We start from the raw sequence: 13465 nt of genomic DNA, 5'->3' as shown, positions 1-13465 counted from the left end.
GGAATTGGCTCTCGACGATGATCGCGGATGCTCGACAGCCATTCGCTCAGACCCGCTCGACCGCCAGGGCGAGGCCCATGCCGACACCGATGCACAGCGTCGCCAGGCCCAGGCGACCTCCGGTCTGTTCGAGTTGGTGCACCAGCGTCATGGCAAGCCGCGCCCCCGACATGCCCAGCGGATGGCCGAGTGCAATGGCCCCGCCATTGGCGTTGACGTGCGGTGCATCGTCGGCCAGGCCAAGCTCACGCAGGACCGCCAGGCTCTGGCTGGCAAACGCCTCGTTGAGCTCGATCGCGTCGAAGTCGGTGATCGAAAGGCCCAGCCGCGCCATCAGCTTGCGGGTCGCAGGGACCGGGCCCATGCCCATCACGCGAGGCGCGACGCCCGCCGATGCCATCCCGAGAACGCGTGCGCGCGGCGTCAGGCCATGCGCACGCACAGCAGTTTCACTGGCGACAATCATGGCCGCAGCGCCGTCGTTGATGCCCGACGCGTTGCCGGCCGTCACGGTGCCATCCGGTCCGAACAGGGCCTTGAGCTTTTGCAGCATGTCGATCGTCGTGTCGGCGCGCGGATGTTCGTCGATCGCAACGCAAAGCGTTTCCCCGCGTTTTTTGCCGGGCACATCGACCGGAACGATCTCGCGCGCGTGAAAGCCACCGGCTTGTGCGGCGCTGGTGCGCTGCTGGCTGCGCAGCGCAAAGGCATCCTGGTCGGCACGGCTGATACGATGGTCGGCGGCGACATTTTCACCGGTACGCGGCATCGTCTCTGTTCCGTAAAGCGCGTCGAGCGCCGGATTGACAAAGCGCCAGCCCATGGTGGTGTCTTCGATCTGCTGGTTGCGCCCGAATGGTGTGTCTGCCTTGCCCATGACGAAGGGCGCGCGCGTCATGCTTTCGACGCCGCCGGCGACGGCCAGGTCCATTTCGCCGGTGCGGATGGCGCGCGCGGCGCTGCCGACCGCTTCCAGGCCCGATGCGCAAAGCCGGTTGAGCGTGACGCCTGCCACCGTGTGTGGCAGCCCGGCGAGCAGCAGGCTCATGCGCGCGACATTGCGGTTGTCCTCGCCCGACTGGTTGGCGCAACCATAGAAGACTTCGTCGATCGCCGCAGGGTCGAGACCGGCATTGCGTGCCAGCAGGGCCTTCATCGGCACCGCGCCCAGGTCATCTGCACGGATACGGGCAAGCATTCCGCCATAGCGGCCGATCGGCGTGCGCACGGCATCGCAGATGTAGGCTTCGGTCATCGATGGCATCCTTCCTGATTGGGGGGCTCAGACGGCGGCGTCGAGCGGGAGACCGGTCAGCCTGCGCAATTCGTCGATCGACAGACCAGGCGTCATTTCAACGACCGCAGCGCCCGCCGGGCCGACGTCAAAGACGGCGAGATCGGTATAGACACGCGACACGCAGCCGAGCCCGGTGAGCGGATAGGTGCATGTTTCGACGAGTTTGCTGTCGCCCTGCCTGGTAAGCAGTTCCATCATAACCAACGTCTGCCTGGCCCCGATGGCAAGATCCATGGCGCCGCCGACCGCGGGGATCGCACCCGGCTCGCCGGTGTGCCAATTGGCGAGATCGCCGTTCACCGAGACCTGAAAAGCGCCGAGTACGCAGATGTCGAGATGGCCCCCGCGCATCATCGCAAAGCTGTCGGCATGGTGGAAGAAACAGCCGCCGCTGAGCAAGGTCACCGCCTGTTTGCCGGCGTTGATCAGTTCCCAGTCCTCGTCGCCGGGCGTGGGCGCCGGGCCCATGCCCAGCAATCCGTTCTCGCTTTGCAGGAACACGTCCCGATCGATCGGCAGATAGTCTGCGACTTTGGTGGGCAAGCCGATGCCGAGATTGACATAGGCGCCCTCCGGGATGTCGCGGGCGACGCGCTCGGCCATCTGGTCGCGGGTCAGTCGGTTCATGGATGGTCTCCCGATCAGGCCGCCACGGCCGGTGACTGGGCGCGTTCGACCTGCACGACGCGCTGTACAAAGATGCCTGGCGTCACCACAGCTTCGGGGTCGAGCACGCCCAGATCGACGATCTGCGCCACTTGCGCAATCGTGCAGCGGGCCGCCATGGCCATGATCGGGCCGAAATTGCGGGCCGTCTTGCGATAGACCAGATTGCCCCAGCGATCGCCACGCTGTGCCTTGATCAGCGCGAAATCGGCCTTGATCGGATATTCCAGAACATAGTCGCGACCGTCTATGTGGCGGGTTTCCTTGCCCTGCGCCAACAGCGTGCCAAATCCGGTTGGCGTGAAGATCGCGCCCAGACCCGCACCGCCCGCATGGATGCGCGCGGCCAGATTGCCCTGGGGGACCAGTTCCAGCTCGATTGTACCGGCGCGGTAGGCCGCATCGAAATGGTGGGAATCGGACTGGCGCGGGAACGAGCAGATGATCTTGCGCACTCGCCCGGCCTTGATCAGCGCGGCAACCCCCGCCTCGCCGTTGCCGGCGTTGTTGTTGATGATGGTCAGGTCGCCGACGCCGCGCGCGATCAGGGCATCGATAAGCTGATCCGGCATGCCCGCCGTCCCGAAACCACCGATCATCACCGATGCGCCATTTCCGATGTCGGCCACGGCCTCCAGCGCTGTCGCGAAAGTCTTGTCGATCATGACGGGTCCTCTCGTCGGAATTTCATCAGACATGTCGGTCGGCGGTATTGCGAGTCAACCGATAATCGATATATTGTTCGGTAATCGAACGAATGAGGCTTTATGGCGAGTGATCAGGAAGGTGCGCCGACCCAGGGTGATCCTGAATTCATGATGTCGCTGGCGCGCGGGCTCACGGTGCTTCGCTGCTTTGCCGAACACGAAGGGCCGATGACCATTGCGCAGGCCAGCCGGTCTGCCGGACTGAGCCGGGCGGCGGTGCGCCGCTGCCTGCATACCCTTGTACAGCTCGGCTATGCGGCCCAATCCGGCCAGGCCTATGTCCTGCGGCCAAAGGTGCTTTCGCTGGGGTACGCCTATTTGTCGTCCAGCACGCTGTCGATGCGCGCGCAGCCCCTGCTGGACCAATTGCGCGATGAACTCGGCGAATCCTGCTCGCTGGGCGTCATAGAGGAAGACGAGGTCTATTACGTCGCACGGGCCGAATCGCGGCGGATCATGGCGATTTCCCTGCGCGTCGGAAGCCGTCTGCCGCTCTATGCGACGTCGATGGGCCGGGTGCTGCTCGCCGCACAGCCGCGCCACGATCAGGAGGCCTATCTTGATCGAACCGAGCTCCGGCCGCTGACCCCGAAAACCACATGCGACCGCGCGGCATTGCTCGACATATTCGCGCAAGTTGCCGAACAGGGCTTTGCAGTGGTCGATCAGGAACTGGAGCCGGGATTGCGTTCGATCGCAATCCCCGTCGTGGGGCGATCCGGAAGCGTGGCCGCGCTCAACGTCGGCACGCAAGCCGCGCGCATTGCCACCGCCGATCTGCGCACCCGGTGCCTGCCCGCTTTGCGACGATTGGCGCAGCGGCTGCTCTATCTCGAAGCCTTGTGAACGGCCGCAGTGTGGCGCGTCAAGCCGTCCCGCCTGCGGCTTCGACAATCAATCCCGCAATAACGTCGGGTTTCGAGATCAGCGACAAGTGGCTTGCCTGCACTTCGATGGTTTTTGCCCCCATGCGCTTGGCCATGAAGCGTTCCAGATCGGGGTTGATGGTGCGGTCTTGGGTGGACACCGCGTAAAAGCTTGGCTTGATGCGCCAGGCCGCCTGGGTTGTCCGGCCTGTCAGCAAGGCCTTCTGGAAAGGCGACTGAACCGAATAGAGCAGTCTGGCCCTGGCCTCGGGAAGATCCCCGGCAAAATCGTGCACAAAGGCCGCTTCGCTCAAACGGCCCTCGTCACCGTCGAACACGATGCCCGCGCTCGCCGGTGGCGTGGGGTATTGCTTTGCCAGCGCGGCATAGTCCTCGTCTGCGTCAGGCGCCCGGGCCGCAACATAGACCAACGCCGAAACACGGGGGTGCACCCCCGCCTCGGTCACCAGCATGCCCGAGAACGAATGGCCGACCAGCACCGTCGGTCCGTCCTGACGGTCAAGCACCCGCCGCACCGAAGCCACCGCATCGGGGAGGGTGGTCAGCGGGTTTTGGACCGCCGTGCAATGGTAGCCCTGCGATTGCAGGCGCGAGATCACGTCGAGCCAGCATGAGCCGTCTGCAAACAGACCGTGTGCCAGCACAATGTTGCGCGCCCGAATGGTGGCTGGCGTGGCCGCGGTGGCGCGGCTGGCCGCGATCACCATGGCGCTGGCAGTGGCGCCCGAAACGAAGGTTCGTCTGTCGATCATGATGCTGGTCCTTGTTCCAAGGTTGTTGTGCGATTGTCTGCGCGAATGGTTCGGTTTGCGGTGATCATGACGAACCGATCCATTCGCGCAGGCCATCGATACTGCGGAAGGCGCTCGCCGCATGGCAGCGGGCCTGGGGCAGAGCCTCGCGCGCCATGTCTGCCAGGGCGTGGCCAGGGCCGAGGTCGAGTACGCGTGTCGTGCCAAGCTCGCCCAACGATTGCAGCGTGGCGGCCCAGTCAAGCGGTTGCGCAATGTGTGCGGCCAGCTCGCCGATGGCCGGGGATGTCTGATGGATCCAGCCTCCGTCGCCACCGGAAACCAGTTTGCGGCGCGGGTCGGGATCATGCCAGGTGGTGGCCACAAGCGCCTGCCGAAACGGCTCGACCGCGTTGGACAGGGTTGAGGTGTGGGAGGCTATGCGGACGTCGAGCAGACCTGCCCTGGTGGCCCCCGATGCCGCCGCTTCCTCGCAGGCCTGCGCAACCGCCGTCCGGTCACCGCCGATCACAAACAGCTTGCCGGGATTGATGATGGCGATCGCACAGCCGTTGCGCCGAACCAGATTTTCGACGGCGGCGCGCGCCAGGCCCCGAATATAGCCGAGTTGGCCCTCGCTTCCACCCGCTGCATCCATCGCTCTGGCCCGGCAATCGGTCAGGCGAAGCGCGTCTTGGCTGGTCCATACCCCGGCGATTGCCCAGGCCGCCATTTCGCCAACGCTGTAGCCGGCGACGGCCAGGTGATCGGGCAGCGCCGACACGATGCAGGCGTGGGTGGCCAGCGTCGCGCAGACGGCAAGGATCTGGTTGGTGCGGTTCGTCAACAGGCCAGCATGGTTGCCGCCACGAACCAGATCACGCGGGTCCTGGCCCAGCAGGTCTGCGGCCCTGGCGAAAATTGTCTCGGTTCCGGGCTGCCCGTCGGCCAGGTCGAACATGGTTTCCGACAGCAAGCCCTGGCCGCCGCACAGCAGTGCCAGCATGTCACCGCTCCATCCGGTCAACGAACAGCGCCATCGCCAAAAGATCGGCACAGCCGCCTGGGCTGAGATTGCGTTCGACAAAGGCCAGATGAATGCTCGTGGCATGCGCGCGCCAGTCGCGATGGCCAACGCCGCCCGTGGCCAGAAAGGTCTGCGCCTGTGCCTGGGCGAACGCCAGGCCGTCGTGCCCGCCGCGATGCAACAGGTTGGTATCGGTGACGTGGGCGATCAGGGTCATGCAGGCCTGCACGCGGGCGGCCTCCTCGTCGTTCGGCGCCAGACACCGGCCCGTGCGCAGCGCGGGCAAGGCGATGGTATAGACAGACGGCAGTCCCAGGCTGGCCTCCAGCCGTGCGCCGCCCGCCCCGTATCGGCGCCCCGCCATTGTGCCGTGGCTGTGAAGCGGGATCGGTCCAGCCAGGATCGCCGCGCCCCAGCGTTCGGCCACCAGTTCGCCCAGCGACCGCTTCAGCCCGAACGCGGCACGGGTGCCTGCCGCCGCGCAGAGCAGGCCCAGTCCGAAGATGGCCCCGCGATGGGTGTTGGTGCCGCTTGTGGCGTTCAGCATGGCGGCTTCGGCGGCCAGGCCAATGATGCGCAGACGATCCATCGCGGCACCGCGACTGCCAGCCACTGCCAGTGTGCCGAAATAGGGCGCCAGTGTGCGCGCGCTGCGAAACAGGAGTGCGCAATCCATGTCGCGGTGGGCGCCTGAATCGACATGGCTGACGAGGCCCGGCTTTGGGTATGTCATGGCTTCCTGCTCAAGGCAGGCCGATGCCACTTCGCCGATCCACGACAGATCGGTGTCGGGTTGCGCCAGCGATGTGGTGGGCAGTGCGGTCATGGCCGCACCAGCGCAAGGAATGCGTTGCGCGCGATCAGGCTGACGCCGGTGGTGTCCTTGACCAGCACCTCGCCGTTGGCGGTCAGCTCTGCCCAGTTGACGTCGCCGCCATGCGCCCTGATTTCCCCGTCGATGCGCATGGGCGCGCACCGGGCAATGGCGGCGATGCCTGCCAGCAGGTGATCCACCTGGTCGGGCGCGGGCAAATCCCATAGCAGGTCGAGGTCCGATGCCGTGGTCAGGTAGGCGAGACCGGTCAGATGTTCCCAGGCCAGGCTGCCGAACACCCGCACGCCGGGATCAAGCGTGATCAGCGCCGTGACGGTGGGGCGCCAGTCGTCCGGAACGACACGGGCCACGTCTTGCAGCAGGGGTGGCAGTGCAGCCTCGACAATCGCAGATGGGGGCAGGCAAATCGCGATGCGGCGTTTGCCAAAGGCTGGCGGCAGCGGCAGGCCGAGTGGCACGGCACCGGGCGGATCATTCGCAGCGGGGCGGCGCACCACCAGCGGCTGGGCCGCATCGGCCCAGCCGGATATCAGCGGTTCGACGGCAAGATTCGGGTGCGACGTCATCAGCGCCTGCCACGCTTGCGGCGCGACGGTCACCATCGTGTGTCTGGGCAGTCGTTCAGCCACGGCGCGCCTCTGCGATCACCCGTGCAGCGATCGCCGCGGCCTTTGGCCGTCCGCCGCGATCCAGACCAAGCTGCGCGCGGCAATCGTCACCGGCGGGGCTTGTCAGCAGCTCTGCCAGTTGGTCCGACAGCGGTCGCGCAGGGTCCCAGATCGCATGGATCGCCCCGGTCTTGGCCAGATTGTCCAGACCCGGCGCGAACACCGGGGTGGTTTCGGCTTTCGCCGTCAACACCTCGATGGGCAGCTTGGTCACCCGTGCCATCGACGCCAGGTCCATGACCGCCGGGTGCGCGCCGGGCAGCGCCGCCAGCATGCCGGTCGAAAGCGCCGTCGCGATGAAGGCCCCGGCGGCGCTGCCACCATAGAGCAGGCCGATGGTGCGATGACCCGATGTTTCCGCCAGCAGCAGCGCCTTGGCGAGGTGGGCCAGATATTCGCTGAGGCCCAGCAACTCGTCCCGTCGGCTCATCCGCTGGCTGGCGGAATCGATCACCACCAGGATCGGATCGCTGTTTGCGCTGGCGGCGATTTCAAGCACGCGGCCAGCCAGGGCAAGTGCGCCCTCGACGCCGAGCGCCGTCTGGTCGACGACACCCAGGATATGGATGGGATCACCGCCCGGCAGCGTGCCCCGGCCAAAGATCAGCCCGTCGCGCTCCTCGGCCACATGGCCCATAGGGAACAGCGAGATCAGGATATCAGCGAGCGTCATCGGCCACCTCTCTGCAGGCGTCCGCCAGATGGCGAAAATCGTCATCGGCAAGACCGGGGATCGCATCCGGGTCAGCGATGCCAAGCGTCGACCAGACATCCGTGCCGTCCCGCGCGTTGCCAAAACGCGCAAGGCGCCTGGTCAGTCGCTGGTGTTCTGCATGGAGCATCGACAGGTCCAGGCCGGGGGACCGGCCCAACGCGCTTTGCGTGGCCGCGCGAAAGGCGGCCGGGTCGTCTGCGACGTAGCCATCGGCCCCGCCGATCAGATAGCGGTGTTTGCCGCCCATCGTCCGCCAGACCAGCGCCCGATCGCGCGAATCGAATTCCTCGACCCCCTTGTTGGTCTCGATCACCTCGGGCCCGCTGACGCTGATGCGGCCCTGTTCCGAAACGATCAGCGCCGAGCAGCAACCGGCGATCAGGCCGCCGCCGCCATAACAGCCAGCCCGGCCACCGATCAGGCCGATCACCCGGTTTCCGGCCCGGCGCAAATCCACGATGGCGCGCATGATTTCGCTGATCGCCAGTTCGCCGGCATTGGCCTCTTGCAGGCGCACGCCGCCGGTGTCGAACAGAATCAGGACGTCACGGCCCAGCAGCGCGGCGGCGCGCAGCAGTCCGGTCAGCTTTGCACCGTGGACTTCGCCGAATGCGCCGCCCATGAAACGCCCCTCCTGCGCTGCGACCAGCACCGGGGTTCGGCACAAGGTTGCGCGGCCGACGATCATCCCGTCATCGAATTGTTCGGGAAGATCGAACAGGCGCAAGTGGGGGCTGCGCTCTCTTTGTTCGGGCCCGATGAACTCGGCAAAGCTGCCGGGATCGAGCAGGGCGGCCAGGCGCTGGCGCGCGCTGGCTTCCAGCCAGCTCAGGCCGGATGGCAGGGCGGTCATGCTTCGGGCTCCTCGATCAGGCGGACCACTTGGGCAAGCCGCAGCGCGACGGTGTCGGGGCGCGCGCCGCCGTCGTTGATCGACAGGCGCAGCCCTCCGGCGGCGCGCAGGGCGACGAAGTCGGCGATGACCGCCTGCCAGACCGGGGCGAACCCCCGCGCAGCGGTGGCGATGTCCACGGTGCACGTGTCTGTCGCCAGCACCCGTTCGGCCAGCACCTCCAGATTGCCCGATGCGACGACCCCGATGATGGCCTGACGGCGGGTTCCACCGGCGGCCCTTGGCGCTGTGACCGTATAACTCAGGTGTTCCATGGCCTGCCTCGCCTACCAGTTGCGGAACCGGCTGGGCGGCCGGTAGAGCCCGCCCGAGGCGAGCATGAGATCCTTGATCGAACGCGCCGCGAGCATGCTCCGGTCGGCATCGAGGGGGTCGATCGCGAGATCTTCGGGGCGACGGATGACGCCACGTTCACGCAGGCGCGCGACCATGGCGGGATCGCGGCCACGGCCGACTTCGGTATAGCCGGCCACGCCCCGGATCGCCTGTTCCCGCTCGTCCTTGTCACGGCAGAGCAACAAGTTGGCGATGCCCTCTTCGGTGACGATATGGGTGACATCGTCGCCATAGACCATCACTGGCGCCAGTTCGAGATCGAGCTTGTGCGCCAGGTCGAGCGCATCGAGCCGCTCGACGAACAGCGGGGCATTGCCCTCGCCAAACGTCTCGCCGATCTGCACGACCAGTTTGCGACCGCGACGCAATGCCGGACTGCCCAGCGGATCCGCCTCTACCCCCGCCTTGACCCAGGGATCGCTGGGATGGCGCCGTCCACGCGCGTCGGAACCCATGTTGGGCGCACCGCCAAAGCCGGCGATGCGGCTGGTGGTCACCGTGGAACTGTGGCCTTCCAGATCGATCTGCAGCGTAGAGCCGATGAACATGTCGCAGGCATAGAGCCCTGCGGTCTGGCACATCGCGCGGTTTGATCGCAGCGATCCGTCCGGGCCGGTGAAGAAGACATCCGGGCGCGCGGCGACATAGTCCTCCATGCCCACTTCCGACCCGAAACAGTGGATTTGCTCGACCCAGCCAGCCTCGATCGCGGGGATCAGCGTAGGGTGGGGATTCAGCGCAAAATGCGTACAGATCTTGCCCTTGAGGCCAAGCCGTTCACCCAGCGTCGGCAACAGCAGTTCGATTGCGGCCGTGCTGAAGCCGATGCCATGGTTCAGCCGACGCACACCATAAGGCGCATAGATGCCCTTGATCGCGAGCATGGCGGTAAGAATCTGTGTTTCGGTAATCGCCGCCGGGTCGCGTGTGAACAGCGGCTCGACATAAAAGGGGGTCCCGGTCTCGACCACGAAATGGACCAGGTCGCCGGGGATATCGACACGCGGAACTTTGTCGACAATCTTGGCCACCTGGGCGATCACCAGCCCGCTTTTATAGCTTGTGGCTTCAACCACCGTGGGCGTGTCTTCGGTGTTGGGCCCGGTATAGAGGTTGCCGTCGCGATCGGCGCTGACCGCAGCGATCAGCGCCACGTGCGGCGTCAGGTCGATGAAATAGCGCGCGAACAGTTCGAGGTAGGTATGTACCGCGCCCAAGGCGATCTTGCCGCCAAACAGCATCCGGGCAATGCGGGCGGCCTGCGGGCCGGAATATGAATAGTCCAGTCGCCGCGCGATGCCCTTTTCGAACACATCGAGGTGTTCCGGCAGCACGACGCCGGACTGGACCATGTGAAGATCGTGAACCCTGGCCGGATCGACTTGCGCAAGCGCGCGTGCCAGCGCCTCGGCCTGCTTTTGGTTGTCACCTTCCAGGCAGACGCGGTCACCCGGCCTCAGCACGGATTCGAGCAAGGCGGGCAGGCGATCGAGAGGTACCCGCTTGCCCGCGGCATGCGACTGGCCAGCCGCCAGACGCTGGTTCAGCGCGTCCCTCTGCTCACACCATTCGGCCATTTCCTGCGCTCCTCAACGGTGTGCCGCCGCTCGCGGTAACGATATGTATGCCCAAGGCTTTTTGTGCGCAATCGGGAGATTGCCAGCCATCGTTTGCCGCGCGTTGCAATCCCCCGCCAGGCGGCGTGGGATTGCAGCGCGGGCAAGCTGTGACAGCGCTTTGGATCAGTGCCCTTTGGCCGCCTCTTCGATGAGTTTGGCAACTTCTTTGGGGTGCGACACAGGCGACGCATGGCTTGATTGCAGCGTGACGGTCGTGGCGTTCATGCGTTTGGCGAAAAAGGCTTCCGCTTGCGGTGGAACCATCAGGTCATTGGCCGAAATCGCATAGTAGGTCGGCTTCACGGTCCAGGCCGCGACAGTGGCTACCGCGCCAAACGCCGCGGCACTGATCGGGCGCTGTCTGGCGGCCAATGCCTCGCCCTGCGCGGCCGGGATGTCGCCGACGAACACATGCGGGAACGCGGCGGGGTCAACCGACAGGAAACCATTGGCGTCCGGATGGACTGCCTTCAGGCCTTCGGTTGCAGGTCCGCTGGATGACAGCGCCTGAACGCTTTCACCCTTGTTCGGTGCGAAAGCCGCCACATAGACCAGCGCCTTGACCTTGGGGGCGTCGCCGGCTTCGCCGATCACCACGCCGCCCCAGGAATGGCCGACCAGAACCGTGGCGCCTTTCTGGGCATCGAGGACCTGCCGGGTCGCTTTGATGTCGGCGTCCAGCGAGGTCAACGGGATGTCGACTTCGGTGACCTTGAAGCCCTTTTTGCGCAGCAGGTGCGCCACCTGGTCCCAACTGGACTTATCGGTGAATGCACCGGGCACGAGCACCACGTTGCGGGCGGTGGCGGCGGAGGCTGCGAGGGGCGTACCCAGCGCAAGCGTGGCGGCGAAGGCGGCGGCGATGGATTGCAGTTTCATCAGAGTTTCCTTTTTGTGGCGCGAAAGCTCGGAAGATCGGCAAATTTCGATCTAGGCGAACAGATCGCGAAAATATGATTGTGATTGGATTATATGCTTTGAAATAACGAGGTAATGTTCTGCACCGTGCAAAGCGCTGATACGCGTGGAGGGGGCATTCGGCCATGATCGACCGACCGGAAAATTTGACCATTCTGCCGGAATCGGAATCAGTCACCGCGACGGCGGATGACCTGCTGTCGCATGTTCTGGCGCGCATCCGGTTGACGGGGGATGGTGTTTCGTCGCGCCGCATCGCGCCAGACGATCACATGGTGGTAGAGGCCGAAGCCGCGCATGTGTGCATTGTGACCGAAGGTGACCTGCACATCGAAGGCGTCGATGCCGCGCCCGTTGCAATTGCCACGGGTGACCTGGTGATGCTGCCCCACGGCGCCTGCATCTTGCGATCGGCCTCATCGGACGCGCCTGCGGGCATGGCTCTGTGCCGTTTCCGGTTTGATGCCGACAGCCTGAGAGGCATGGTATTCGCCCTTCCCGGATATATCCACATTCGCCGGGATGAGGGCGCCGATTGGCTTGATGGGATCGTGCATTTCATGATGATCGAGGCAGGCGATGTCCAGCCCGGCGCCGCCCTGATGGTGTCCCGGCTGATCGACCTGGTGGTCATCCGCACGTTGCGGAGCTGGATCCAGCAAGGGCCGGTGTCGGGATGGCTGGGTGGACTCGGCGATGTCCGCATCGCCAATGCGTTGAAGGCCATCCATGAACGGCCAGCACAACGGTGGAGCATCGAGGCCATGGCGACAGTTGCCGGCATGTCGCGTTCGAGTTTTTGCGATCGATTCACCGCTCTGGTTGGTCGATCACCGCTGCGGTACCACAATGAATTGCGGCTGGGCATGGCACGAGACCTGCTGGCCAAGGGTGGTGCGCGGGTCGGCGAAATCGGCTTTGCAATCGGTTATGAGTCAGAGGCGGCATTCAGCCGGGCCTACAAGATGGCGTTTGGTCGTTCTCCACGGGCCGATCATGGCCTGCAAGCACAGGGCATCGTGCAATAACAAAGACTTCTATAGCAAGTTGCGTTGCTGATTAAACGCCTCATGCCCGGGCGCAGGTGTGGATCAGGCCGGGGCCTCGTCCACAACGATCTTTCTGATCGCCAGTTCGGCCACGACGTGGAGCAAGGCGCCGACAACGCCGCCAAGCAGGACTTCCGCGCCGCGGTAATAGCCTGCCACGTACAACGGTGTAGCCGGGACTGCCGTCAGAAAGACAATCGGGCACGTCCACATGCAGACGCGTAGTGCAGGAAACCGTCGTGCGACAATCGCGCATAGCGCAACCGACACTGCGATCTGCACGGCAAGGCCTGCTCCAAGCGGGCCGGCCAACTCTCCCACAGATACCGCCATGGCGACACCGATGATGGTGCCGAGCAGGCGGCCAAGGGTTGCCTGGCCGGTTTCACCCAGGTGTTCCTGCCCGACGATGATGCCGGACATGGTCGCCCAGACCGGATGCGGCAGGTCGATTGCCTGGGCCAGCAAATAGGACAAGGCCGCTGCACCGGCGCAGCGCAGGACGAAGGCCGCATCGCGAACAATCTGTACACCCGTCGCCGTCATCTGCCGGTCGCTCCAGTAGTATGGTGCAGGCCAAATTTTCCCACCACCGCCTGCGTTCGCGGGTAATTCCTTGCCCATGGCGAGGCTGGACATCCCGTCGCGATCACGGTTCGCCAAGTCTGTCACAGTGTCAAGCCGACGCTTCGCCCGCAATTGACGTGCAACCAGGCCCGGCTTGTCCTGGTCAATCGCGGTCAAGGTGCCGTGCGCCGGGTGTGTCCGGCATATCGGGCTGGGGCACTGCGCGGTGCGGATCAGGTCCAGCCTCCGGAATGCTTCGGTCGCGGGCAATTATAGCATTGAAAGTAAAATATAAAATTGTTTCATCAGGGCTCGATTTGGCACTGTTTGAAAAGCGCAAATAGTGATTATCGAACATTCGCTATCGCACCCAACCTCGGCATCTGGGCTTATGGCTGCGACAGCCATCGCTGAAGTTGTCGGCTTCGTGAATGCAGGCACTCGTCTTGCCATTTCCGAATGTAGCGAACCGGATGTCCAGTGCCTTCATGCACACGGACCTGTTGTTCTGCACATCTTGGGCGCGCGCC

General features: G+C 64.8%; 15 protein-coding genes. 2 read left to right on the top strand and 13 right to left on the bottom strand.

The features are described 5' to 3' along the window. Nucleotides 1–46: 46 nt before the first annotated feature. From pcaF to AQZ49_RS05250, 3 genes are read right to left on the bottom strand one after another with little or no spacing between them, the layout of a single operon-like run. Complete coding sequence (pcaF, locus tag AQZ49_RS05260; RefSeq protein ID WP_067613704.1) at nucleotides 47–1255, bottom strand: 3-oxoadipyl-CoA thiolase; 1209 nt, start codon at nucleotides 1253–1255, stop codon at nucleotides 47–49. 27 nt (nucleotides 1256–1282) lie between these two features. Beyond that, nucleotides 1283–1924: a 3-oxoacid CoA-transferase subunit B gene (locus AQZ49_RS05255; RefSeq protein ID WP_067613702.1), complete on the bottom strand. Its 642-nt coding sequence runs from the start codon at nucleotides 1922–1924 to the stop codon at nucleotides 1283–1285. A 14-nt stretch (nucleotides 1925–1938) separates the two neighbouring features. Continuing rightward, entirely contained in the window at nucleotides 1939–2628 is a 690-nt protein-coding gene (locus AQZ49_RS05250) for a 3-oxoacid CoA-transferase subunit A (protein WP_067613700.1), read from the bottom strand. A gap of 102 nt (nucleotides 2629–2730) precedes the next feature. On the opposite strand from AQZ49_RS05250, the gene AQZ49_RS05245 reads away from it, so the two are divergent. Continuing rightward, nucleotides 2731–3516, top strand: coding sequence for an IclR family transcriptional regulator domain-containing protein (locus AQZ49_RS05245; protein WP_067613698.1), 786 nt, complete (start codon nucleotides 2731–2733; stop codon nucleotides 3514–3516). A 19-nt stretch (nucleotides 3517–3535) separates the two neighbouring features. Here AQZ49_RS05245 and AQZ49_RS05240 read toward each other — a convergent pair whose 3' ends face one another. From AQZ49_RS05240 to AQZ49_RS05200, 9 genes are all read right to left on the bottom strand, one after another. Next, a complete protein-coding gene (locus AQZ49_RS05240) occupies nucleotides 3536–4309 on the bottom strand; it encodes an alpha/beta fold hydrolase (RefSeq protein ID WP_197410934.1) in 774 nt (257 codons plus the stop codon). A gap of 64 nt (nucleotides 4310–4373) precedes the next feature. Then, a complete protein-coding gene (locus AQZ49_RS05235) occupies nucleotides 4374–5294 on the bottom strand; it encodes an acyltransferase domain-containing protein (protein WP_067613696.1) in 921 nt (306 codons plus the stop codon). 1 nt (nucleotide 5295) lies between these two features. Next, nucleotides 5296–6141: a triphosphoribosyl-dephospho-CoA synthase MdcB gene (gene mdcB / locus AQZ49_RS05230; protein ID WP_067613694.1), complete on the bottom strand. Its 846-nt coding sequence runs from the start codon at nucleotides 6139–6141 to the stop codon at nucleotides 5296–5298. Then, nucleotides 6138–6779, bottom strand: coding sequence for a malonate decarboxylase holo-[acyl-carrier-protein] synthase (mdcG, locus tag AQZ49_RS05225; RefSeq protein ID WP_067613692.1), 642 nt, complete (start codon nucleotides 6777–6779; stop codon nucleotides 6138–6140). Before mdcG ends, mdcB begins: the two co-directional genes overlap by 4 nt. Further along, the gene (locus tag AQZ49_RS05220) at nucleotides 6772–7491 is read right to left on the bottom strand and encodes a biotin-independent malonate decarboxylase subunit gamma (RefSeq protein WP_067613690.1); all 720 of its coding nucleotides are present in this window, start codon (nucleotides 7489–7491) and stop codon (nucleotides 6772–6774) included. Before AQZ49_RS05220 ends, mdcG begins: the two co-directional genes overlap by 8 nt. Next, nucleotides 7478–8386: a biotin-independent malonate decarboxylase subunit beta gene (locus AQZ49_RS05215; protein WP_067613689.1), complete on the bottom strand. Its 909-nt coding sequence runs from the start codon at nucleotides 8384–8386 to the stop codon at nucleotides 7478–7480. The genes AQZ49_RS05220 and AQZ49_RS05215 overlap by 14 nt, the downstream gene beginning before the upstream one ends. Further along, on the bottom strand, nucleotides 8383–8700 hold the full coding sequence (gene mdcC, locus AQZ49_RS05210) for a malonate decarboxylase acyl carrier protein (protein ID WP_067613687.1): 318 nt from the start codon (nucleotides 8698–8700) through the stop codon (nucleotides 8383–8385). Before mdcC ends, AQZ49_RS05215 begins: the two co-directional genes overlap by 4 nt. Before the next feature lie 12 nt (nucleotides 8701–8712). Then, nucleotides 8713–10359: a malonate decarboxylase subunit alpha gene (gene mdcA, locus AQZ49_RS05205; RefSeq protein ID WP_067613685.1), complete on the bottom strand. Its 1647-nt coding sequence runs from the start codon at nucleotides 10357–10359 to the stop codon at nucleotides 8713–8715. A 165-nt stretch (nucleotides 10360–10524) separates the two neighbouring features. Then, the gene (locus AQZ49_RS05200) at nucleotides 10525–11280 is read right to left on the bottom strand and encodes an alpha/beta fold hydrolase (RefSeq protein ID WP_067613683.1); all 756 of its coding nucleotides are present in this window, start codon (nucleotides 11278–11280) and stop codon (nucleotides 10525–10527) included. Between the two features lie 164 nt (nucleotides 11281–11444). On the opposite strand from AQZ49_RS05200, the gene AQZ49_RS05195 reads away from it, so the two are divergent. Continuing rightward, nucleotides 11445–12347 (top strand): AraC family transcriptional regulator, encoded by a 903-nt coding sequence (locus AQZ49_RS05195; RefSeq protein ID WP_067613681.1) that lies wholly within the window; start codon nucleotides 11445–11447, stop codon nucleotides 12345–12347. 63 nt (nucleotides 12348–12410) lie between these two features. Here the strand turns inward: AQZ49_RS05195 and AQZ49_RS05190 are convergent, their stop codons facing one another. After that, nucleotides 12411–13112, bottom strand: coding sequence for an FUSC family protein (locus tag AQZ49_RS05190; RefSeq protein ID WP_197410933.1), 702 nt, complete (start codon nucleotides 13110–13112; stop codon nucleotides 12411–12413). Nucleotides 13113–13465: the final 353 nt, after the last annotated feature.

The sequence above is a fragment of the Novosphingobium sp. FSW06-99 genome (assembly GCF_001519065.1).
Classification (GTDB): Bacteria; Pseudomonadota; Alphaproteobacteria; order Sphingomonadales; family Sphingomonadaceae; genus Novosphingobium.
This window is presented reverse-complemented; position numbering and strand designations above follow the sequence as displayed.